General features: G+C 61.9%; 27 protein-coding genes. 15 read left to right on the forward strand and 12 right to left on the reverse strand.

From position 1 onward, the window contains the following. Positions 1–18 precede the first annotated feature (18 nt). Positions 19–1,497 carry a glycerol kinase gene (locus JI59_RS19775; protein ID WP_007014618.1) on the forward strand — a complete coding sequence of 493 codons (1,479 nt, stop codon included), beginning with the start codon at positions 19–21 and terminating at the stop codon, positions 1,495–1,497. A gap of 117 nt (positions 1,498–1,614) precedes the next feature. Next, complete coding sequence (locus tag JI59_RS19780; protein WP_039858128.1) at positions 1,615–2,289, forward strand: DUF2270 domain-containing protein; 675 nt, start codon at positions 1,615–1,617, stop codon at positions 2,287–2,289. A gap of 47 nt (positions 2,290–2,336) precedes the next feature. On the opposite strand, the gene JI59_RS19785 is transcribed toward JI59_RS19780, so the two are convergent. Both JI59_RS19785 and bdcA read right to left on the reverse strand, forming a co-directional pair. Further along, a complete protein-coding gene (locus JI59_RS19785) occupies positions 2,337–2,486 on the reverse strand; it encodes a lmo0937 family membrane protein (protein ID WP_007014616.1) in 150 nt (49 codons plus the stop codon). 264 nt (positions 2,487–2,750) lie between these two features. After that, positions 2,751–3,464 (reverse strand): SDR family oxidoreductase, encoded by a 714-nt coding sequence (bdcA, locus tag JI59_RS19790; RefSeq protein ID WP_007014615.1) that lies wholly within the window; start codon positions 3,462–3,464, stop codon positions 2,751–2,753. Positions 3,465–3,605: 141 nt separating this feature from the next. Here bdcA and JI59_RS19795 point away from each other — a divergent pair, with 141 nt between their 5' ends. Then, positions 3,606–4,514 carry a LysR family transcriptional regulator gene (locus tag JI59_RS19795; RefSeq protein WP_007014614.1) on the forward strand — a complete coding sequence of 303 codons (909 nt, stop codon included), beginning with the start codon at positions 3,606–3,608 and terminating at the stop codon, positions 4,512–4,514. 217 nt (positions 4,515–4,731) lie between these two features. On the opposite strand, the gene JI59_RS19800 is transcribed toward JI59_RS19795, so the two are convergent. Both JI59_RS19800 and JI59_RS19805 read right to left on the reverse strand, forming a co-directional pair. Continuing rightward, positions 4,732–5,076: a hypothetical protein gene (locus JI59_RS19800; RefSeq protein WP_007014613.1), complete on the reverse strand. Its 345-nt coding sequence runs from the start codon at positions 5,074–5,076 to the stop codon at positions 4,732–4,734. 7 nt (positions 5,077–5,083) lie between these two features. Next, the gene (locus JI59_RS19805; RefSeq protein ID WP_007014612.1) at positions 5,084–5,512 is read right to left on the reverse strand and encodes a DUF983 domain-containing protein; all 429 of its coding nucleotides are present in this window, start codon (positions 5,510–5,512) and stop codon (positions 5,084–5,086) included. Between the two features lie 74 nt (positions 5,513–5,586). Here JI59_RS19805 and JI59_RS19810 point away from each other — a divergent pair, with 74 nt between their 5' ends. Then, entirely contained in the window at positions 5,587–6,981 is a 1,395-nt protein-coding gene (locus tag JI59_RS19810) for an aminotransferase-like domain-containing protein (protein WP_239000628.1), read from the forward strand. 135 nt (positions 6,982–7,116) lie between these two features. Here JI59_RS19810 and JI59_RS19815 read toward each other — a convergent pair whose 3' ends face one another. From JI59_RS19815 to JI59_RS19825, 3 genes are read right to left on the reverse strand one after another with little or no spacing between them, the layout of a single operon-like run. Then, positions 7,117–7,794, reverse strand: a complete 678-nt coding sequence (locus JI59_RS19815; RefSeq protein WP_039858125.1) for a CDP-alcohol phosphatidyltransferase family protein — start codon at positions 7,792–7,794, stop codon at positions 7,117–7,119. A gap of 54 nt (positions 7,795–7,848) precedes the next feature. Further along, positions 7,849–8,118 carry a hypothetical protein gene (locus tag JI59_RS19820; protein ID WP_007014609.1) on the reverse strand — a complete coding sequence of 90 codons (270 nt, stop codon included), beginning with the start codon at positions 8,116–8,118 and terminating at the stop codon, positions 7,849–7,851. After that, complete coding sequence (locus JI59_RS19825) at positions 8,115–8,303, reverse strand: hypothetical protein (protein WP_039858123.1); 189 nt, start codon at positions 8,301–8,303, stop codon at positions 8,115–8,117. Before JI59_RS19825 ends, JI59_RS19820 begins: the two co-directional genes overlap by 4 nt. 295 nt (positions 8,304–8,598) lie before the next feature. Between JI59_RS19825 and infA the strand changes: the two genes are divergently transcribed. Both infA and JI59_RS27160 read left to right on the forward strand, forming a co-directional pair. Continuing rightward, positions 8,599–8,865, forward strand: coding sequence for a translation initiation factor IF-1 (infA, locus tag JI59_RS19830; protein WP_039858122.1), 267 nt, complete (start codon positions 8,599–8,601; stop codon positions 8,863–8,865). A gap of 45 nt (positions 8,866–8,910) precedes the next feature. Further along, entirely contained in the window at positions 8,911–9,063 is a 153-nt protein-coding gene (locus tag JI59_RS27160) for a hypothetical protein (RefSeq protein WP_007014606.1), read from the forward strand. 95 nt (positions 9,064–9,158) lie between these two features. Here JI59_RS27160 and JI59_RS19835 read toward each other — a convergent pair whose 3' ends face one another. The 3 genes from JI59_RS19835 to JI59_RS27240 form a co-directional block, all read right to left on the reverse strand. Further along, entirely contained in the window at positions 9,159–9,401 is a 243-nt protein-coding gene (locus tag JI59_RS19835; RefSeq protein WP_007014605.1) for a hypothetical protein, read from the reverse strand. 74 nt (positions 9,402–9,475) lie between these two features. Beyond that, positions 9,476–9,682 (reverse strand): cold-shock protein, encoded by a 207-nt coding sequence (locus JI59_RS19840; RefSeq protein WP_007014604.1) that lies wholly within the window; start codon positions 9,680–9,682, stop codon positions 9,476–9,478. A gap of 58 nt (positions 9,683–9,740) precedes the next feature. Beyond that, on the reverse strand, positions 9,741–10,157 hold the full coding sequence (locus JI59_RS27240) for a hypothetical protein (protein WP_162473515.1): 417 nt from the start codon (positions 10,155–10,157) through the stop codon (positions 9,741–9,743). Between JI59_RS27240 and JI59_RS19845 the strand changes: the two genes are divergently transcribed. From JI59_RS19845 to JI59_RS19885, 9 genes are all read left to right on the forward strand, one after another. Next, positions 10,069–10,677: a cation diffusion facilitator family transporter gene (locus JI59_RS19845; protein ID WP_039858120.1), complete on the forward strand. Its 609-nt coding sequence runs from the start codon at positions 10,069–10,071 to the stop codon at positions 10,675–10,677. The genes JI59_RS27240 and JI59_RS19845 overlap by 89 nt on opposite strands. Before the next feature lie 96 nt (positions 10,678–10,773). Further along, the gene (locus JI59_RS19850; RefSeq protein WP_007014602.1) at positions 10,774–12,612 is read left to right on the forward strand and encodes a cation:proton antiporter; all 1,839 of its coding nucleotides are present in this window, start codon (positions 10,774–10,776) and stop codon (positions 12,610–12,612) included. Next, entirely contained in the window at positions 12,609–13,268 is a 660-nt protein-coding gene (locus JI59_RS28230) for an OmpA family protein (protein ID WP_420798904.1), read from the forward strand. The genes JI59_RS19850 and JI59_RS28230 overlap by 4 nt, the downstream gene beginning before the upstream one ends. Before the next feature lie 285 nt (positions 13,269–13,553). After that, positions 13,554–14,096, forward strand: a complete 543-nt coding sequence (locus JI59_RS19860) for a Csu type fimbrial protein (RefSeq protein ID WP_238532611.1) — start codon at positions 13,554–13,556, stop codon at positions 14,094–14,096. A 17-nt stretch (positions 14,097–14,113) separates the two neighbouring features. Further along, on the forward strand, positions 14,114–14,647 hold the full coding sequence (locus tag JI59_RS19865) for a Csu type fimbrial protein (protein WP_039858118.1): 534 nt from the start codon (positions 14,114–14,116) through the stop codon (positions 14,645–14,647). Positions 14,648–14,679: 32 nt separating this feature from the next. Continuing rightward, positions 14,680–15,402, forward strand: a complete 723-nt coding sequence (locus tag JI59_RS19870; protein ID WP_238532610.1) for a fimbrial biogenesis chaperone — start codon at positions 14,680–14,682, stop codon at positions 15,400–15,402. Positions 15,403–15,460: 58 nt separating this feature from the next. After that, entirely contained in the window at positions 15,461–17,728 is a 2,268-nt protein-coding gene (locus tag JI59_RS19875; protein WP_239000629.1) for a fimbria/pilus outer membrane usher protein, read from the forward strand. Beyond that, entirely contained in the window at positions 17,719–18,717 is a 999-nt protein-coding gene (locus tag JI59_RS19880; protein WP_238532608.1) for a Csu type fimbrial protein, read from the forward strand. The genes JI59_RS19875 and JI59_RS19880 overlap by 10 nt, the downstream gene beginning before the upstream one ends. A gap of 301 nt (positions 18,718–19,018) precedes the next feature. After that, entirely contained in the window at positions 19,019–19,651 is a 633-nt protein-coding gene (locus JI59_RS19885) for a (d)CMP kinase (protein ID WP_039858184.1), read from the forward strand. 82 nt (positions 19,652–19,733) lie between these two features. Here JI59_RS19885 and JI59_RS19890 read toward each other — a convergent pair whose 3' ends face one another. Then, positions 19,734–20,612 carry a Rossmann-like and DUF2520 domain-containing protein gene (locus JI59_RS19890; protein WP_007014593.1) on the reverse strand — a complete coding sequence of 293 codons (879 nt, stop codon included), beginning with the start codon at positions 20,610–20,612 and terminating at the stop codon, positions 19,734–19,736. Between the two features lie 176 nt (positions 20,613–20,788). Next, a complete protein-coding gene (locus JI59_RS19895; RefSeq protein WP_081474054.1) occupies positions 20,789–21,955 on the reverse strand; it encodes an acyltransferase family protein in 1,167 nt (388 codons plus the stop codon). Positions 21,956–21,966: the final 11 nt, after the last annotated feature.

Consider the following 21,966-nt stretch of genomic DNA (forward strand, 5'->3'; position numbering starts at 1 on the left):
ATCTTAGGGAGAGATACGGTGCAAGAGCGCCCCATTCTGGTTCTCGATGAAGGAACGACTTCGACCAGAGCCATATTGTACTCTGCCGAGGGCAGCATTCTGGGCGTGTCCCAGTCGGAACTGACGCAGCATTATCCTGCGCCCGGCTACGTTGAGCACGATGCGGACGAAATCTGGGAAAAGACGCTCGCCTGCGCGCGGGAAATGGTCGCGAGGGCAGGCGGCGCGGATCGCATCTCTGCCATCGGTATTACCAACCAGCGCGAAACCGTTGTTGCCTGGGACCGCCAGAGCGGCAAGCCGATCACCCCCGCCATCGTCTGGCAGGACCGCCGCACGGCGGACCGCTGCCAGCAATTGCGGGAAGCGGGCCATGAACCGCTGATCGGTGCGCGGACCGGCCTGATGCTCGATCCCTATTTTTCGGCAACGAAGATGAGCTGGGTTCTCGAAAACGTGCCGGCGGCGCGCGAGCTCGGGGACAGGCTGGCTTTCGGAACTGTCGAGAGCTGGCTGGTCTGGAAGCTCACCGCAGGGCTGCATATCACCGACGCCAGCAATGCCAGCCGGACGATGCTGATGCCGCTGGAAGGCGCGGGCTGGGATGACGAGCTGCTCGCGCTTCACGGCGTCCCGCGCGCCAGCCTGCCCGAGATCGTCGACAATGCCGGACAATTCGAGCGGACGAGCCCGGAACTGTTCGGTGGATCGATTGCCATATGCGGCCTTGCCGGAGATCAGCAAGCTGCAACGATCGGTCAGAATTGCCTCTCACCCGGGGACGTCAAGGCCACGCTGGGAACAGGCGCTTTCGTTCTGGCGAACACGGGAACCTCGCCGAGGTTGTCCAGTCACAGGCTGGTGAGCACCGTGCTGGCGCAGATCGGCGGAGAGCGCAGCTACGCGCTGGAAGGCTCCGTCTTCGTCGCCGGCAGCCTGGTCAAATGGCTGCGCGACGAACTGTGCATGGTCGGAACTGCCTGCGAAACCGAAAGTCTTGCCCGCTCGATTGCGGACAGCGGCGGCGTGTGCATTTTGCCGGCCCTGTCGGGTCTCGGCGCCCCGCACTGGCGCGCCCAAGCGCGCGGAGTCATTGCGGGACTGACCCATGGCACCGGGCGAGCGCACATCGTTCGCGCTGCGCTGGAAGCCATGGCCCATCAGATGCATGACCTGAAAGTCGCCTTCGATGGTGACGGCGCGGCATGGCTGAACCTGCGTCTCGACGGCGGTATGAGTGCGAACGACTGGATCGCCCAGGACCTTGCCGACATCCTTGATCTCGAGGTCGAACGACCGCTCGATGTCGAGACGACTGCCTTGGGTGCCGCCATGCTGGCAAGCGTGGGCTGCGGTATCTATGGCTCGCTTGAAGATGCGGCGAGGATGCGGCCCGAGGTCATGGTGTTCCGGCCGGCGATGGACTCTGCGATGCGTCGCGCCCGCCTTCACTTGTGGCATAAGGTGCTGGCCTCCGAACTGGGCAAGGGTGCGTAAGGGGGTAAGGGCGAGAAGCCGGGCAAGGACCACCCCTGCGGTAGAATTGACAAGACTACTGCAAGGGTGAAGTCTCTTCCCAGCGGCAAAAGCCGCGCAAAATGCGGGAGAAACGGCATGACCCTGCAGGCCGCAGAGGCGCCCGACCTGGGTGCTGCGAAGATCGGCGCGATTGCGCACCTTTATCGCGGGGAAGTGTATCGTTCGGCTGTCTGGCGAACGCGGCTCGATACGACTACCAACTGGTCGGTCGTTACGCTCGGGATTGCACTTTCGATAACGTTTGCCTCGCCGGATGCTTCGCCTTTGCCGCTGCTTCTGGCAGGCATCCTGATCCTGTTCTTTCTGTTGCTCGAGGCGCGGCGCTATCGCTATTTCAACGTCTGGCGCGCCCGTTGCCGCTGGATGGAAACGCACTTCTTCGCAAGCTTGCTCAGTGACGATGAGGAATGTCACGGACCTGGCTGGCAAGAGACGCTCGCCCGCGATTACCTTCGTCCGCGCTACCATATCCCGCTGCAGGTCGCGATCGGCCGGCGCATCCGGCGCAATTACTTCTGGATCCTGCTGATCCAGACAACTGCCTTTGTCAGCAAGATCGTCGTCCATCCCAGCCCGATCGAGCATGTGTCCCAGCTTGCGCAGCGCTCGGCGATCGGTCCGGTACCAGGCGAACTCGTGCTCGCGCTAGGTGCGCTCTATTGTCTCGTCTGGGGGTGTGTTGCGGTCTGGAGCTGGCGCGACGACAAGCGGCGCGCGGCAAACCGCGAAGATCACGTCGGAATGGGGTAAACGTGGGGCCCTTCAAATACGGTGAAAGGGCTCCGTTCAAGCCTTCTTCAAATGCCCCGTCGGCCGGTAACAAGCTGATAGACAACGACGATCACGGCGAGAACCAGCAGGAGGTGGATAAGCCCGCTGGCGACGTGGAAAGCCAGGAAGCCAAGCAGCCAGAGAACGAACAGTATTACAGCGATAGTCCAGAGCATCAGGTTTCTCCGCGAATTGTATATTGCGTACTCAACGCTTGGGATGCCGCTGTGTTTCCAGCGCTGAAACATGCGTGACGGATTACGCTGCGCCGCAATGCAAGTACTTCAAGTTGCCCAGTGGAAGCCGAGTGCCTCTCTCGCGCTGTCAATGGAAGATCGCGGGCCAGGGGGCTGGGTGAGCCCCCGGCGGGCCGCCGCAAGCAGCAGTGCTTTATCCGCAGCAGCCCGCCCAGTGATCCGCAATTCAGTTCGATACCGGCATCAAGCGCCGAAGCCTCCGTCGATTGTCTGGAGGGAGCCGGTAATCATTGCGCCGTGAGGTCCGGCGATATAGGCGGTAAGCTCGGCGATTTCGTCCGGTGTGGCATGCCGCTTGATCGCCATGAAGCTGTGCATCGTCTCGGCCATCGGCCCGTCGGCCGGGTTCATGTCGCTGTCGGTCGGCCCGGGCTGGATGCTGTTGACCGTTATTCCCCGGTCGCCAAGATCGCGAGCCAGGCCGCGAACCATGCCCTGCATCGCCGACTTGGTCAGCGCATATGCGGCACCGCCCGCGAAGGGCATGCGATCGCCATTAACCGACCCGATGACGATGATGCGTCCGTTGTCGTTCATCCGCCGCGCTGCCTCGACCGCCGCGTGATAGGGCGCCCGGACATTGACATCGATCATGTGATCGATCGCATCGGCCTCCAGTTCCAGCGGGTCGCCCAGCACGAGCGAGCCGGCCGCGATGACGATGACGTCGAGGGGACCACGATCGGCGACGGTTGCGATCAGTTCGCTCCGGTCGGCGCTGTCGGTCCGGATCGCGGAGGCGCCGGTTTCGGCCGCGAGATCTTCGGCCGCCTGCTTCGAGCCGGCATAGGTGAAGGCGACTTCGCCGCCGCCTGCCGAAAAGCGGCGCACGATTGCCGCGCCGATGCCACGGCTGCCGCCTAGAATCAGAACATTCTTGGTGTTGAAATCATCCATGAGGTTTCTCCAGTGTTTGGGGCGTATTCGAAACGAAGGGGCGCCCGTCCCGGTCCTGCGCCTCTGGACTTGAAGATGAACTGCAGGCATTGTCCGGACTAGCCGTAAAAAGCTGGATCTAGTTGACGGGATTACCGAACAATGATGAAACTCGACGGCGTTGTTGCGTTCGTCGTGACGGCAGAAGCCGGTTCGATCAGCGCGGCGTCAAGGCGGCTGGGCCTAGCCAAGTCGGTGGTGAGCGAGCGGCTTGCCGAGTTGGAGCGAACCCTGGGGACGACACTTGTCCAGCGATCAACCCGCAAGTTGTCCCTGACTAACGGAGGCCGTTCCTTCCTGCCGCGAGCACAGCGCATCCTGCGCGAAGTGGAGGAGGCTTCTTCCGAATTGGCGGCGCGGAGCGGCAAGCTGGCCGGGCCCCTGCGCATCTCCGCGCCCGTGGGGTTCGGCAATCTTCATCTCGGGCCCGCTCTCGGGCGGTTCCTTCGTGACTATCCCGAGATCGACCTTTCTCTAGAACTCGACGACAATTTCGTCGACGCGGCGAGCGGAGGTTTCGACGCCGTGTTGAGGCACGGCGCGATTGGCGATGGACGCCTCATTGCCAGGCGCCTGGCGTCGAGCCGGCGCCTGCTGGTCGCGTCGCCGGGATACCTGGATGAGTGCGGAATACCCACGACACTCGCCGAACTGGAGCGGCACAGGGGCATTCTCTATTCCAACCGGGCAAGCGATTGGCGGTTTGCGACGGCCAGCGGCTGGTCGGTGATCCGCCCGCGGGCGGGATTGCGCGTGAACAGCGGCATGCTCATGCGCGAAGCGGCAACGGAAGGCTTGGGGATCGCCCTGTTGCCCACCTTCTTCATCCACGAAGCGCTTGCCAATGGCACGTTGACGCAGATCGACATCGGACAACAGGCGGAAGGAGCGGAGCTCTTCCTGACATATCCGAAGGACCATGGTGCCTCAGCGAAGATCCGGGCTTTCGGCGATAGCCTTCGCCGCACCTTCGGCAGTCCGCCTTACTGGGAGAAAATCCCCGGGATATAGGCTCATTTGCCGTCGCGATCCGGGCATTTGTTGAAAGGGCGCCGAAGATCACAAGGTTCTGGCGACACTCGGCAAGTTGGTTGCTTCTGCATTATGCCCCTGCAAGAGGGCAGCTCATCACTTTGGATCCGGTCTCCTGAAGACAATGCCCGGCAGGCCAATTTGTGCCGCGAGAGGTTCTGCCGGCAGGGGCGGACACTCCGGCCGGTCTGACCATTCAGTCGCGGTGGAAGAAGGCAGGCTTGCCGGCAAGAACATTGGCAGCCATTTCGCCGCCGTCGTGGAAGGCCAGCGCGCCGCCCGGAAGGGTATCGTCCCAGAAGCCTGGATCGGCATATTGGGAGAGGGCGGTTTCATAGCGCGCCACTCGGTCTGCCTGTTGGGAGAGAAGTGCGTCTGCGGCGCGCACTTCCTCGAAGTCGTCCCCTTTGCCTTCGCGTACCAGCTGCGAAAGATCCTGGCGGTTGATAGCGTCGAAGTAATCGGCAACGAAGCGCCGCGCGAATTCGGTGGAAGGCCGGCCTTGTGCCGGACTCGCGGGCAGGACCGCGTACTTGGCCATTTTCAGGTCAATCCTTTTCACGTGCGGCACGTGCGTTGAGATCGGCCCAGAGCTTTTCGGTGCCGGCTTCCTGGGCCTTGTTCACATACTGCGAGGCGACGAGCCAGCCCTTGATAAATTGCAGGGGAACGATGCACCCGATTGCCAGGAGCGGAAACGAGGTCACCAGGTGAACCCAGAATGGCGGGTCGAATTTCACCTGCAGCCAGACTGCGAAGAACGTCAGCGGAAAGGCGACGATGCATAGGGAAAAGAATGCAGGCCCGTCATCGGGGGCGGCAAAGTCGTAGGAGAGGCCGCAGTTCGGGCACTTGTCGTTCAGTTTGAGCCACTTGCGAAACATCTTCCCCTTGCCGCAGCGCGGGCAAAGACCCCTGGCGCCGCAGTGGAATATCCACTGGCCCTTGTTGGGTTGCTGGTTGTCTTCGTCAGCCATGGGGCAAGTCCATTCGCTTTTTTTGCAGGGAATCGGTCGTTGCAATATATGATATTTGCATGCATACAAAGTCAATGCAAAGTGTGCAGCAAAAGTGGCTCCCGGATATCGGGCAGTCTGAAGGACCAGTCTATCTGGCGATTTGCGCCGCCCTCGAGCGCGATATCGAGGGGGGGCGACTGAGCGCCGGCGATCGGCTGCCGCCGCAGCGCGAACTCGCCGAAACTCTGGGGATCGATCCCGGGACCGTGACGCGCGCCTATGCCGAAGCGCGCCGGCAAGGCCTCATCGATGCCGAGGGGCGGCGCGGCAGCTTTGTCAGGGGAAGGGAGACCAGCGCGGTTTCAGCCGAGATTGCCCCATTCGACACCGGCATGAACCTGCCCCCCATTCCGGCGCGCAGCACATTTGCCGCGCGCTTCATGGCCACATTGCAGGCGGTCATGACGGGGCCTTCAGCGATCAACCGAATGCAGTACCAGCCCGCTGGCGGAGCGCCTGAGGATCGACACGCCGGCGCCGAATGGCTCGCCGCCAGCGGCATGGAGGCGAATGAGGACAATGTCCTGGTCACGAGCGGAGCGCAGACCGCGCTTCATGCGATTGCCAGTTCGGTCCTCCAGCCGGGCGATATCGTCTGCACCGGACCTTTCGTCTATCCCGGCTGGACGGCGATTTGCCGGAGGGCCAATGTGACGTTGCTCCCCCTCGCTGCCGACGATCAGGGTATTGACCCGGATGCCTTCGCACGCGCCTGCGCTTCCTCGCAGGTGCGCGCAATCTACATTGTGCCGGACAACGAAAATCCGACCACGGCGACGCTCTGTCCGGATCGGCGGGAGCGCATTGTGCAGATTGCCCGGCGGCACGATGTTCTGATTATCGAGGACGATTCCTACTCGCGATTGGGCGAGAAAGGCCCCGCTCCGCTGGCGGCTTTGGCGCCGGAGCGGACGTGGCATGTGTGCAGCTTGTCCAAACTGATCTCGCCGTCCTTGCGTATCGCCTATCTGCGCGCGCCGCGCCTGCGCGATGCCTTGCAGCTGGCCACCGATACATACGAGACAACGGTGATGCCGCCGCCGCTCAATCTTGCGGTATCGACGCAATGGCTGCGCGATGGAACATGGTCGAGGCTGATCGATGAGGTGCGGGGCGAGTGCAAGGCGCGGCAGGCGATCGTCGCCCAGACTCTGCCTGCTGGTAGTTATCGCGGGGCCCCCGCCGGTTATCACCTCTGGGTTCCGCTTGGCGAAGCGGTGCAGTCCTACGAACTTGTCAGCGCGTTGCGTCCCCTGGGCGTTTCGGTGGTATCGAGCGAGCAGTTCCGCGTGGGCCCGGAGACGTCCGGGCGCGCCGTGCGGCTTTCGATCGGCGGCAATCTCGACCGTAACCAACTCGCGCGCGCGCTGGGTCTTCTTGACGCCATGCTTCATCACCGGGCCGGGCGGTCGAGTCCATTGATCTGACAGGCATGGCTTCGCTTACATCGTGTTCGGGAAACCGAGGTTCAGAAGCCGTTGCGATGCCTTTCGATAATGACGCGAAGAGGCCATTTGCGCAGCGCTGAGCCGGGCCGCAACTCGCATGTAGCGCGGTCGCGCTCAGCGGGCTCCTGATGCCAGGCGGCGTCCGGTGACAAGGGTCTGGATGATGAAGAGAACCATCAGGATCGAGCCCACGGCGCCGACGAAGACATCGAATCCGGACGTCGTGCCGAAGATCCCTTTGCCGCTTCCCAGCAACATCATCATCAGCGTCAGGCCAATCAGCATGAAGCGCAGCTCGGTCGGGCCGGCGGACAGATAGGAGAGTTTGAACTCGCCGATGACCCGTGCTGCCAGGTAGGCATGAATGGAGAGCAGGAGATAGCCCACCAGCGCCACTGTCGCCACGTTCATGGCTATGTAGGGGCTTGCGCCCAGGCCCCATACGATGAGGACGGTGGTCAGCCCGTCGCAGCTGTGGTCGATGAAATAGCCGTAAGCGGGCCGCTCAATCTGGCGGAAGCGGGCGAGGCTTCCGTCCATCGAATCCCCGAACCACTGGACAATGTAGCCCGCAATCGACAGCCATAGCCACTGCCAGGCCCAGTTGCTGGCAGCATAGCCGGCAAAGGTCATGACGGCCCCGACGATGCCAAGCGCTGTCAGGATGTCCGGAGTAACCCAGCCGGGCATGTGCGCGCAGAGCCATTGCAGGATGCGCCGCTCCGAGCGCGCAAGCAGGTTCTGCTGAATGCGCACCATCGGGCCGGCGTGGGTGTCGGGGCTTGAACTCATTCGGGTAACCTTGTGGAGATTGCGCGGCCGCGGTTGCGGCGATCGCGCTTCAGCTCAGATGGACTGGCTGGCGAGGCGGCGGACAAGCTTGCTGACCATCAATTGGCCGTGGGCTGAGCCCATGGCGACGGAGAGGAGCGTCCCGGGAAAGGCGGCATCGTGCGCGCCCAGAAAGTGCGCGGCAGGACGCGCGCCGCCAAGCAGATCAAAGGCCAGTTCATAGACCTCGCTGCGGCGCTTCCATTGCTGCGAAGATCTGGGCGGGGAGGCCCACTGCCTGCCGCAGGGAGAAGGCGGGTCGCGCAATACGCGTCCGAGGGTCATAGTTGAGCCTGTCCGTCCGCCCAGTACGGATACTGCGTGGTGCCCAGTTCCCTGCGCAATTTGCTGATGCGACGTTCGTAATGCGAAACGAGGTCGAAATGCGAGCCGCAGTGTTGCGGGGCTTCGCCATCGCCCTTGCGCATAAGAGCAATCTGGTGATGGTACAGAAGCTGATTGAGGTCCAAGACTGCTCTCCTTCATGCGGGAGCGCGTTGGTCTCTCAGTCGCCGATATGCAAAAAGGGGCCGGCGATAATCTACTGTAATCCAAAAGAGTCTCGCTGGCTAGTGCAGCCCAAAATTTCGTTGCCTTGAAATTTGCAATTGAAAGCTCTATATGGCTTTCGCTACGTCGCTCCATGACGAGATAATTTTCAGCATCTGCTGCAATCTCGATTTCCTCTACAGCTTCCTGGCAATCATTTCCCGGAATGCATTTTGAGCATCGGGGCTGGGCAACGCTTTTTCAGGATTTATTGAAGTGGCTAAAGAAGAACTACTGACAATGGAAGGTTCGGTCGAGGAAGTACTTCCCGATGGACGTTTCGCCGTGCTGCTGGACAATGAGCATCGGATCATCGCCTATACGGCTGGCAAGATGCGCAAGTTCCGGATTCGCACGGTGGCCGGAGACCGCGTTCATGTTGAAATGACGCCTTACGATCTCAGCAAGGGACGTATCGTCTTTCGTGAGCGTTCGCCTGGGCAGCCCGGGCCGGGCAAGGGACGTGGCAATTTTAAAAGATAGACAGAAAACGAAGGGAAGCGGCTTTGGCCGCTATCAGAGGAATTGATGATCAATACCATTTCGGACGCATTTGGGCGTCCCCACAAGAAGAACGGCAGTGAAAAGCTGCCCTTTTCGATCAAGCATACGCTTGAAAAGACGCGCAGTTCGCTTTCCGTGCAGGAGCTCAAGCTCCTTGTCGCGGCAATGGTGGACTGAAACGCGCATCGGGTCGGGCTTTGCCCGGCCTCGGTTTTCCATGAAAATCGATCGGCTACACCGCAGGAGGGGCTATATGCCTGACTCCTGCGTTGTCAGTTGCCGGCGGGTTTGACCCCGTCGTCGGCCTGCGAGGCTTCCTGCTCTTGCCTGGCTTCCAGTTGCGCGCGTTCCCTGGCGGAGCGCGTCGTTTCAAGCTTCTGGATCCGGTCGGACATAGCCTGCCAGGCCGCAGCCGAGCGCAGTTCGCGCTGGCGGACATTGTCGAGGATTGACTGATCTGCGGCAAGGGTCGCGGCGCGGACGCGCTCGTCGCAGAAGGTGCGGGTCAGGCTCATTCGAGGGGCTCTCCGCGAGATCGGGTAGATGGGAAGGTCAGGGCTGTCCTGAGACAGCCCTGCATTTTGCGCGATCAGGCCTCGCGCAGGTTCGTTGCCGAAGCCTTGCCGTTGCGGCCGACTTCAACTTCGTAGGAAATGCGCTGGTTCTTTTCGAGCGTGTGCATGCCTGCTGCCTGAACCGCCGAGACGTGAACGAAGCTGTCATCGCCGCCGTTGTCCGGCGAAATGAAGCCGAAGCCCTTGTCGGTGTTGAAGAATTTTACGGTGCCGATAGGCATTGGTGTTTCCTTTCAAGAAACGATGTTCCCGGCGCACAAAGCGCGCGACCGGATCACGTCAAACCGTCAGAGAAAGGGAAATCGTCTCAGATGGGAAAATTACCGAAGCAGACGTCGGCTCAAAAACCAGAATTGTCGAAACCCGTCGCAAATTCGACGTTCGGCCTTGTAGCATGGATTGTGCAATGCAGCCAGAAAATTCGCCGTTGAAGATTGGCGGATTAAATTCGAACGTAAATGAAATATAGTTCGTATTGGCGCGAAGTTGGGAAATCACAGACTTTCTAAACTGCATGAGGCCGGCAGCAATTATCACGCATGCTTTGCCGATCGTGCGAGTATGAGCGGCTTTGCTCTTGTTTGCATGGCAGGCTACAGACGTGCCCATGACAGGATGCGGATGCGAGCCCACTGCAGTTGAAACGGCGGCCCAGCGGCGCGTGCTGTGGCTGGCCTTGTCCTTGAATGCCGCCATGTTCGTGGTGGAAGTGACAGTTGGCCTGCTTGTCGGGTCGACGGCTGTCCTGGCTGACGGTCTCGACATGTTATCCGACGCGACGGTCTATGCGATTGCGCTTGCCGCGATCGGGCGCAGTGCGCGCTTCAAGGTCAACTCCGCAAGGCTCAGCGGTGTCCTGCTGCTGGCCCTTGGCATTGCCTTGCTGTGGGAAGTGGCGCGCCGGCTCCAGGTGGGAGTAGCACCTGAAGGCTTGTGGATGATGGCCGTTTCCCTGCCGGCGTTGGCCGTCAATGTCATCGTGCTGCGCCTGCTTTCACACCAGCGCAATGGCGAGGTGCATCTAAGGGCGGCGTGGATCTTCACGCGGGCCGACGTCGTGGCCAATGTGGCCGTGATCTTCTCGGGCCTTGCCGTCATGCTGACGGGCCTTCGCTACTTCGATCTCTTCGTCGGCGCGGCAATCGGTGTCTATGTCATTCGCGAAGCGCTGGAGATCCTCAAGGATGCGCGGTCGGAGCGAAACTCCCCCGCCTGACCGGAGCGCGCCGATCGAAAAGCTTTCGCGTTCTGAGTGAACGAACCGGAACCCCGGGCATTTAACAATCCGGATGACGTGGAGTATGCCCTGCCTATGGAGCACCAGGCCCTTGTTTTTGCACTGATCGGCGTTCTGGGGATCGGGGCGCAGTGGATCGCGTGGCGCACGGGATGGCCGGCGATCGCGCTGATGCTGTTTGCAGGCGTTATCGCAGGGCCGATCACCGGGCTGGTCCTGCCGGAACAGACTTTCGGTGAACTGCTGGAGCCGATGATTTCGGTGGCTGTCGCGCTGATCCTGTTCGAGGGCGGCCTCAATCTCAATTTTCGCGAACTGCGCAAGACCGAGGGGGCAGTGACGCGGCTCGTGCTCATCGGTGTGCCGGTGGGCTGGGGCCTTGGCGCCATCGCCTGCTATTACCTGGCGGGGCTGGTTTGGCCGGTGGCGATCCTGTTTGCCGGCATACTGGTCGTGACCGGCCCTACGGTCGTGCTTCCTCTCCTGCGCCAAAGCAACGTGGCGCCGCGACCGCGTGCGATCCTCAAGTGGGAGGCGATCGTCAATGATCCGATCGGGGCGCTCTGCGCGGTCATTACCTACGAGTACCTTCGGCGGGCGGAAGCCGGCGGAACGCTGATTGCCGTCGTCATCTCGCTCTTGGCTGCCGCCGTCGTGGCCGGACTGATCGGCTACGCCGTGGCCCGCCTGGTCGCCTGGTCCTTTCCGCGCGGACAAGTGCCGGAATACCTCAAGGCGCCCGTCCTGCTGGTAGCCGTGATCAGCACTTTCGTCCTGTCCAACCTCATCCAGCAGGAAACGGGCCTGCTTGCAGTGACGGTCATGGGTGTCGCCATTGCCAACATGCGGCTCGACAGCCTGCGCGACATACATCCCTTCAAGGAGAACGTGACGGTTCTGCTGATCTCCGGCGTCTTTGTGCTGCTTTCGGCATCGCTGGATCTTGAAGTTCTGCGCCAGTTCGAGTGGCGCTTCATTGCTTTTCTCGTGGCACTGCTGTTCATCGTGCGTCCGGTGACGGTGCTCGTCAGCCTGGCTTTCAGCCGGTTGCCGTGGAACGAGCGTCTGCTCCTGGCTTGGATTGCCCCGCGCGGTGTCGTCGCCGTCGCGATCGCCGGCCTGTTTGCCTTGCGCCTGGGCAAGCTGGGTTATGCCGACGGGAGCATCCTGGTGGCGTTGTCCTTCGCGGTCGTCGTCGCGACGATCGTCGCCCACGGTTTCAGTGTGCGCCATGTCGCGCGCTGGCTGAAAGTGACGGGCGTTCAGCGCAAGGGGCTGCTGATCGTGGGCAGCACGCCCTGGAGCCTGGCGCTCGCCGAACAGGTGTGCTCGCTCGATCTGCCGGTGACCATCTGCGATACCAGTTGGCAACGTCTTTCGGCAGCGCGTCAGGCGGGTATCCCGACCTACCACGGTGAAATCCTCTCGGAATCGACGGAGGAGAGGCTCGACCTGACGCAGTTCCAAGTGCTTGTCGCTATATCGCAGAACGAGGCTTACAATGCTCTTGTCTGCAACGAATTTGCGCCGGATTTTGGGCGCGATTCCGTATACCAGCTGGGCGGGATGGGCGATGACGAGGATCACCGAAGCCTGCCCGAGGCGCTGCAGGGCCGAGCCATGTTTACCTCGGGTCTTGGCGTCGAAGACATCATCGCACGCGAGCAGGCCGGGTGGAGCTTTCGCAAGACCAAAATCAGCGATCAGTTCGATTTCTCGGACGCCCAGGCGGTTTTGCCGGAAGGGGCGGACATGCTCTTCCTCTACCGCAAGGATGGCAAGATCCGCTTCTTCACCCATGCTTCGCGGCCGGCGCCAGAGCCCGGCGACGTGATTGTTTCCTACGCGCCATCACGCCGCCCGGAGCCGCAATCTTCCGGGCAGACAACACTGACAGAGGAGACAGGAGCATGATGCTATGTCGTGGCAGGGACGGCGGGCAGGCTTGGCTTTTGAGTGCAGCGCTGGTCATGTCACTCTCGGCTTGCGGCGGTCCGGGGCGGCACGAAGCGCCTGAAGAAACCGGTTCCGCGGCAAGTGAGGTGGCTGGTGCCGCAGCACAGGACAATTCCCCTGACGTGGACGTCATGCCGAAAAAGTCGATACTTCGTCCCGACGTCAGTCCCTTGCGCGATGCGGCGCCTTCGCTGCAGCCGGTGACGATTACCGTTCGCTTTCCCGAGCAGGGCAAGGAGCCGGATGAGGCAGGACTTGCCGCCATCGACGAGCTTGTCGCCAATCCGACCTTCAAGGCAGGCGGTGCTGTCACGATCTGGGGACACACCGATTCCCGCGGCAGCGACAAGGCCAACCTCGCGGCTTCGAAGAAGCGCGCAGAGGCCGTGCGCGATTACCTGAAGAGCAAGGGCGTGGATACCGATCGCCTTACGGTCATCCCCTTGGGGGAAAGCCGTCCTATTGCGCCCAATCGCAAGCTTGACGGTTCGGATGATCCGGAGGGACGGGCGCGCAACCGGAGGGTGGAAATCCGTGTCCAGCCGCCTGTAATGGAAGCGCAGGGAGGTCCCGACGCTACTGCGACCCGCGAGCCCGAGCCGTTACCCGAATAGTTCGGCCTGACTCCTGCGGGACTTTCGTGTCCGCGGTGACATCCAGGCTGGACTGCACCCAAGTGTATTCCTGCCGAGCATCATCGTTATACCCGACAGATGACGCTTAAGCGCCTTAGAAGTCGATCAAAGTTGAATTTTCAACGCCAATTTCGAATAATCATCATGAAATTGGTAATATAATCAGTGGCATCCGAGCTGTTTCAAAATTGTAATCGGCGCATTTACCAAAGTTTATTTACCCGAAGAAGACACTTGCGGGACAAGAACTCGAGGTGTCTGATCATGATGCGTAGGTTCAAATACAGATATGGTGCGGTGCCTGTCCTGCTGCTCGCCGCTCTGTATCCTGTCCGGCCGGTCCAGGCCCAAACGATAACCGGAACGATCGACGCGACAATCACGCTGGTCGCAGCCTGTGCAGTCAACGGCGATACGGCGACCAGCAATGTCGATTTCGGCTCGCTCGATTTCGGTTCGGTCAGTACTTTTTTCACATCGTCCGACGCTCACGTCGACGGCAATGGATCTGGCAACATTTCGGTGCAGTGCTCCCCCGGCTCCGATGCCACGATAACCATCGATAGCGGCGCGAACGACGCTGCGGTGGCCGGGGGCGGCAGGGCGCTGTCGAACGGTTCGCTGTACATACCCTATGACATCTATTCCGATGCCGGGTTCAGTACTGTTCTTAACAACGGTTCGACGTTGTCCGTGACCGGTGATGGAACCGAGCAGACGGTGCCGATCTACGGCCGCGCCGTGGGTGTCACCGGTCTCTCTCCCGGGACTTATACCGACACGATTTCGGTGACGCTGACCTTCTGAGGGCGGAGGAAAGACTCATGGCATCGCGATGGCGCCGCGTAGCAGGACTGGGGGCAGCACTGGCGGCTGGTCTGTCCACAACGGCGATAGCCCAGACGACGGCCACCTTTCAGGTATCCGCTACGATCGTTTCGGGGTGCGAGATCAATGGTTCCCTTGCCATGGGAGGCGAAGCGCTTGGTCGATACGGATCGCTCGACTTCGGGACTCATCCCTCGCTTTCCACCGATACGGCGTCTGCAGCCATTGCGGCAGATGCCGGCTTGACGTTGAGCTGCACGCCTGGCGTGACCCTGTCGATGGCGCTTGGGGGCGGCCAGCATGGCTCTGCGACACGCAACATGCAGGCTTCGGGGAGCAACGACCTGCTTGCCTATCGGCTTTATCGCGACGCTGCCTTTTCGAACGAGATGCAGGTGGACCAGGCCTATTCGGTCAGTTTCGCCGATCCGGAAGACATGGTCTTGCCCATTTATGCAAGGGTTGTGCTTGGCGGGGATAAGCCGCCGGACACATATTCCGACACCGTCGTTCTGACGCTGAGCTGGTGATGGCCATGGGAGAGGCAAAAGAACCGGCTAGCATGGCAGCAAGCCTCATCGCTGCGGCAATTGCGCTTCTGCCGCTTCGGGCCTGGGCCGCAACAGTCCTGATCTGGCCGATCGACCCGGCTATTGAGGCGGGCCGCGCTGGAACTGAACTCTGGCTGGAGAACCGCGGTTCGTCGGATGTCGTCCTGCAGGTCCGGGTCCTGAGCTGGTCGCAGGAAGAGGGACGCGAAGTGCATTCCGAACAGGATGAAGTCCTCGCCAGTCCGCCAATGGTCAAGGTGGTCCCCGGCGTGCGCCAACTCGTGCGCCTCGTGATGGCTAAACCGGAGCCGCGCGAGCGCGAAGGCGCGTACCGCGTCATCGTCGATGAGATTCCCGCAGTTACCGGCAAGCCCGCAGAAAAGCAGACCGCTACCGCGCTTCGCTTTCGCATGCGTTATTCCATTCCCCTGTTCGTCGCTCCGAAGCAGAGCGGCGCAATGGCTACCCAGCCGCAGTTGAGCTGTCGTCTCAATCCGGGGGGACGCCGTATTCGACTGACCAATACCGGGACGGTTCACGCCCGGCTTGCCGATGCTGTGCTCGATAGCGCAAACGGTTCCGTGCCGCTGGCGCAGGGGCTTCTCGGTTATGTTCTGCCCGGCAGCATCATGGAATGGGCCGTTCCCGGCAAGGCAACCTCCAGCGGTACGTTGCTTGCGAAGGTCAACGGCAATGCGAAGCAGGTGGCGCTTGGCGCCTGCATGCCGCTCTAGATGGTCGGCGCTGGGGCTCCTCGTGGCGCCGGTTGCGGGTCTGGTCCCGTTTGCATCGGTGAATGCACATGCCGATGATGCGCCCGAGCAGATGACACGGGGCTCGGATATCCGGTCGAGCCTGCGCCTTCATCTGGAACTGGTGGTGAATGGCCGGCGGGCCAGCGGCCTGGTCCCCGTCACCTTGCAGGATGGGCGCATCACGGTGGTGGCAAGGGATCTGCGCGATGCCGGGATAGATCGCGATTGGGCCACCGATGCCGAAGTCGATCTCACGACCGAACCAGGGGTGGATGTCACTTATTCCCAGGCCGATCAGACCCTCCTGCTGACGGTGCCCCCGCATTGGCTCCATGGCGATCATCTGGCAATTGTCCCCGGACGTAGCCGGATCGCGCCGCAGAGCGACTTCGGCGCCTTGGTCAACTACGATCTCTATGTCGCGCATTCGGGGCAGGGAAGCCATGGTTCGCTCTGTAGCGAGCAACGCGTCTTCGGAAGGCTGGGGACGATCAGCAATACCGGAAACCTCCGGCTCGGCCCCTCTGGCGGGACGGGACGGTACTTGCGGTACGAGACACGCTGGACATATGTCGATGACAGCGCCATCCGCACCTATGAAGCGGGGGATCTTGTCACCCGCACTCTGCCCTGGATGAACCCGGTCAGGTTGGGGGGCGCGCAAGTCTCGCGCGATTTCAGCGTACGGCCCGACGTCGTGACTTATCCCTTGCCCGGCTTTTCGGGTTTGGCGGCGGTGCCAAGTGCGCTTGAGCTTTTCGTCAATGGCTACCGCGCTGCGGCAACGACGGTGCAGCCTGGCCCTTTCGTGGTGGATGAATTGCCATACGTGAACGGGGCAGGCGAAGCGACTGTCATCACCACCGACGCGCAGGGCAGGCAGGTGCAGTCGTCGGCGGCTTTCTATGTAGCAAGCTCCTTGCTGCGGCCTGGTTTGACCGACTACGCATTTTCACTGGGCAAGCTTCGCCGTAATTTCGGGGCCAGCAGCGCGGATTATGGTGATTGGGCTGCTTCGGCATCCGGACGCCTCGGCCTCACCCCTTATCTGACCGTGGAGGCTTCGGCAGAAGCGTCCGAGGAGCACCGCCTGGTTGGCGCGGGCGGTATCCTGCGCCTGGGCAACCTCGGCGTGTTCGATGGATCGGTCAGCATCAGTCGCCAAAAGGGCCGCGACGGCAGCCAGGTCGTGCTGGGCTATCAATATTCCGGGCGCGGCTTCAACCTGATGGCAAGGGCGGTCCGGCGCAGCACCGGTTACGGCGATCTTTCGAGCTATGAGGCGGCGCAGTTTCGCTTGCCTAACCGCCAGTGGCAGGCTCAGGCGAATGTCGTCCTGGGCAAGGGCTTGGGCAGTCTTGCCGCCAGCTATGTCGAGACGAGCCAGGGAGACGCACGTTTCAGACTGGCGAACCTGTCCTATTACAAGTCCCTTTGGGGCAGAAGCAGCCTGCACCTTTCTGCCGTGAGCGATATCGAACGGGGGACGACCAGCGCCATGGCGCAATGGGTGGTTCCATTGGGACGGCAAGGCAGCGCTGTCGCCGGCATCGAGAAGACGCCGCGTGGCAATTCTCGCGCCGTGGTCGATTATGGCAGGGCCGTTCCCAGCGAAGGCGGACTGGGATGGTCGGCCGGAGCATCCCACGCACGCGGTGAACGCGATCGCTATCGCGCCGATCTGACATGGCGCAGCACCGCGTTGCAAGTACAGGGCGGCATCTTTGGGGCGGGTGCTAGGACAAGTACCTGGGGCGAAGTTTCCGGTTCGCTGGTGATCATGGACGGCGATGTATTCGCGTCCAATCGCATCAACGACGCCTTTGCGCTCGTCTCCACCGATGGCGTGGCGGGGGTGCCAGTCCATTACGAAAACCAGAAAGTCGGCATGACCGACTCCAAGGGACACCTGCTGATTGCCCGCGTCCCCTCGTACTATGCAGCCAGTTTCGCCATCGACACGCGCGATCTGCCGGTGGACGCTCAAGTTCCCGTGACAACGCAGCGGTCCGCCGTGAAGAACGGTAGTGGTCGCCTTCTGCATTTCCCTGTCTTGCGTAGCAGGGCTGCCCGGATTCTCCTGATCGGGAAGGATGGCGCGGCGCTTGCTGCGGGCTCTAAGGTCACCGCGGCAACGGGCGAGGAAACCTGGGTCGGGCTCGATGGTCGCGCCTTTCTTCAGGACCTGCAGGATAGCAATTCCCTTTCCGTTGTTATGGCGGATGGCACCCGCTGCAATGCCGCGTTCGAGTACACCATCACGGATCCTGGCGTGGGACGCGTGGGGCCATTGTCATGCCGCTAGGCACCATGCGCTTTGCGAGGCGGCTTGGCCTCGCCCTGCTTGCCGTCCTGCTTCATGCAGCGATGCCTGGCGAGGCTCGGGCCGATTGCAGCACGACCTCGGGGTCGGCAAGCCTGGGCAGCGCGAGTTCATTCGCTCTTGCGGCCTCTGCGCAGACGGCAGCCGGGTCGACCGGGTTCTCCTGCACAGGGAGCCTGCTGTCGATCGCGTCAACCAATACGATCACCGCCACCATCGCCAGCGTGACCAACAGCCAGGGCACGCAGCCGCGCCTGCACGACGCGGCGACGGGCGATTATATTGGCTATGATATCTGCAAGGATTCCTCGTGCAGCGCGGCTTATTCGGTGGGCCACTCCATAACCTGGAGCAGTTCGACCTTTCTGGGCATTCTAGGCCTGTTCAACGCAACCGGCGGAACCCTGCCGATCTACATTCGCACCCAGGTCGGATCCCAGGTCGCTGCGGGGACCTATACCAGCACGATTGCCGTGGACTGGACATGGCACTTGTGTTCGGCCGGTGTTGGCACGCTGTGCATCTACGACGATGACGCAGCGTCGAGTACGATCGCGGTCAGCATGACCGTCAGCCCCGATTGTATCCTCTCCGCGCCAACCGCCAATTTCGGAAGCGCAGCCTTCGTCGGCAGTTTCGATCCGGTTACCCAGGCCATCACCATCCGCTGTTCGAAGGACGCGGCCTATTCGGTGGGTATCGATGACGGGCAGAACTTCTCGGGCACAAGGCGACTGGGGAGTGCCGGCAACTACATCGCCTACGAGATCTACTACCCGCAAGGCTCCACCCGTCGTTGGGGCCGCATCGGCACCGAACGCCGCAGCAGCGCAGAAGCGACGACCAATGCCGGGATCTACACAGGGACCACGGATCAGACCTATAGCTACCGCGCCGAAATCCTCACTGGCCAGTCGACCCCGCCTCCCGGCACATACACCGATACGCTGACCGTAGACGTACAGTTCTAGCCCGGCTCGGTCAGTTCGGCGTGCAGCCGGGTTTCGCCTCCCACTGTTAAGCTCTGACAGGCGCACATTGAAAGCCCATGCTGCGGGCCATTCCGTGTTCGAGGCCGATACCGGGCTTGCGCGTCTTGCCACCGGCATGCGGAACTGGGCGAAGTCCCTGGTTGAACCCTGAGGCGACGCCTTTCGCGGCGTTTCCCTGCGCCATCGGGGGTAATGCACTCGCGCCCGGTTTGAGACCATTGCAAACCTTGCCCAAGGACCCATCTTGGTTGTGCAAGAACAGTCGGGAGGCGAGCAAGTCATGCTTATCGCCGTTGATGGTCCTATAGGATCGGGAAAGGGTTCGGTCGCCAGGGGGCTCGCCTGGCATTTCCAGGTGCCTTACCTCAAGACCGGGCTGCATTACCGGGCGGTCGCGCGGCAGGTGATCCTGAACGGCGGCCAGGTCGATGACGAGGACGATGCCTTGGCCGCATGCGATTTTCCGATGGGGTTGCTGGGAGAACCGCACTTGCGCTCGGAACTTGTCGCGGACCTGGCCAGTCGCGTGGCGGTATTTCCTTCGGTGCGGCAGGCCCTGTTCCAGCGACAATGGATCTTCGCCCACAGGAAGGGGGGCGCCGTTCTCGAAGGACGCGACATTGCAACGGTGATAGCGCCCGATGCCGATGCCAAGATTTTCGTTACCGCCAATCCCGACGTACGCCTGCGCCATCGCTTCAACGAACTGCTCGAGATGGAATATCCCATCGAACTCAAGGAGCTGGCCGCGGAAGTCACGGCTCGGGATTATCGGGACGAGAGCCGCGATCAGGCGCCCTTGCGCATGTGCCGCGATGCGATCCTGATCGACACCTCGGGCCTTGCGCCGCGTGAAGCGGTATCGACTGCCGTCGGTCTGATCCGCAACGGGCACCGCAGCCACCTGCATTGAGGCACCTGGCGCAGGTCCGCTCTGCGCATGATCCAGACACTGCTGGGCGGAAATGCGCAATCCGGCAGGCGAAGGCGAGGATTCAGCCCAGTTCTTCGCGTACGGCGGCAAGCGGGACAGGCGCCTCTCGGGCTTCGAGTTCGTCGATGGTCGCAAGAGCCATGGCGCGATAAGCCGGCAGTGCTTGCGAGCAGTATTCGCCCAGTGCGGCGATGTGACCGGCAATCGTTTCGCGGTCGCCTCTCAGGACCGGACCGGAGAGCGCGTCGAATCCGTGCGTCAAGCTGTTCTCCATGGCCGCACGTACGAGAGGGGCAAGCACGGCATGGGGCTCGTGTACGCCGGCGGCGGACAAGATCTGAGACGATCCTTCAAGCAGAGTGACCAGGTGGTTGGCCGCATGACACAGCGCGGCGTGATAGAGAGCGCGGCGGTCTTCGGCAATTTCCACCGCGTTACCGCCAAGCAGGCTGACGATCCGCTTTCCAAGGTCGGAGGCAAGGTCGCTTGAGCCGGTGACTGCAAAACAGGCGCCGGCCATGCGGACCACTTCCTCTCGTGGATTGCCGGTGAAGGTCATGGCCGGGTGGATCGCCGCGGTTAGGGCGCCCATTTCCCGTAGCGGATCGAGTATGGCTGTGCCGCTGCGCCCGCTCACATGAAACACGAACGGCGTGCGATCACTACCGTGCAGGAGCGGTGCCAATCGCGCGGCGATCGGACCGACTGCATCATCCGAAACGGCAATCGCGACAATGTCGCTGGAACTTGCCAGGCTACTGAGTGTATCGACGGCTTTGGCATGCCCGATCCGGGTGGCAGCTTCCTTGCTTTTGTCGGTGGATCGCCCCCAGATCAGCGGTAGCGCCGAGCTATGCTTGCCGAGGGCGAGTGCCAACGCCTGGGCAACGCGTCCGGTGCCGATAATGCCGATCGAATGCGCTGCCGAAATACCGTTCATGCTTTGCCTGTACCAGCAGGCTTTGCAGCATTGCGAGACAAGAATGCTTGCAGGACGAAAGCGCCTTTAAAATCCCACCCCACGGCGATGTGAGCAGGCTGCGCGGCCCCATTGCGTCCTGCGGCCAATACGGCGCCTTCGATCGGCGGGCCGTGGCTTGGCGGAATGTAGTCCCATCAGGGCAGGGGGGCGGGGCTGGTCCGTTCACCTTTGGGAGCCGGAGGCAAGTTCGCTTCTGGCGCAATCTTGCGCCTCTTCAGGCGTCCGCCGCTCAGGATCTCGGCCAGCCCCGGCGCGCAGCGTTGCAGCATCAGGCCTATGACGACGATGCATGCCAGCACCATCACCGGCTGCAGGACGAGGTAGATCGGATAGGTCGGTGCGCCGAGCTTGCCGAAGATCCGGCCCAGAAGAGGCCCGGCCAACCACATGAAAATGAGATGGCCACAGAAGATCAGGAAGGCGAAAGGTTCGATCCTGAGCAGCAAGGCGCGCGCCGGCGACTTTGCCAGGCCCCATGCCAGGCGCCAGAAGAACAGCGATGCCGCCACGCGCATGATCAGATCGAAGCTGGCAATCAATACTCCGGTATGGGGCATGTCGGGTGTCATCACCAACCAGAGCTGGACTGGAAGCAGCAGCGCGAATGGCGCAATCGTCAGCGCCAGTGGCCAGGCGGCGGCCCGTTCGGCCAGCCCGGCCTGCCGGGCGGCAATTCCGAGGCCGAAGAACACGAGAATGGCCGGGCGCAAGATCAAGGGTGCGCCGAAACCGAGCACTTGAGCACTTGCGGCAAGGGCTATCATGAAAGCGAGCGACCAGCCGTTCATCCGCACCAGCACCGGCGCGAGGGCCATGCAGACGAACAGGTCCCGCAGAAACGGCATCTGTACGTTCACGTCCGGGTTGCGGGTCAGGACGAAGACTTCCTCGAACACCCAGCGAAGCGATGGCGGCGTCGGAGCAGGAAGGGTGAACACCCAGGCGGTTCCGCATACCAGCACAAGGGCAATCACGTTCCACGCGATCATCGGGAGAAGAATTGTACGCGCCTTTCGAGCGACGTGGTCCGGCCAACTGTGCGTCCTGGACGAAGCGGCAACGAGCCAGCCCGAAATCATGCCGAGCAAGGGCACGGCGCTGCGTCCGAAAGCTTCCATCAGGAACCAGCGCAGGTTTTCCTGCGCCGTTCCGCGGGCGAGTTCGAGATCATGGCCGCCCAGGCCCGTCCACCCGTGCACGTAGATCACGCCGAGTATGCAGATGACCCGGGCGATGGAGATGGCATCATGACTCAGGATGACGTGCGAGCCGTACCTGTCAGATGGACGAGATTCATGCATTCCTTAGGCTC

The organism is Novosphingobium pentaromativorans US6-1 (assembly GCF_000767465.1).
Taxonomy (GTDB): Bacteria; Pseudomonadota; Alphaproteobacteria; order Sphingomonadales; family Sphingomonadaceae; genus Novosphingobium; species Novosphingobium pentaromativorans.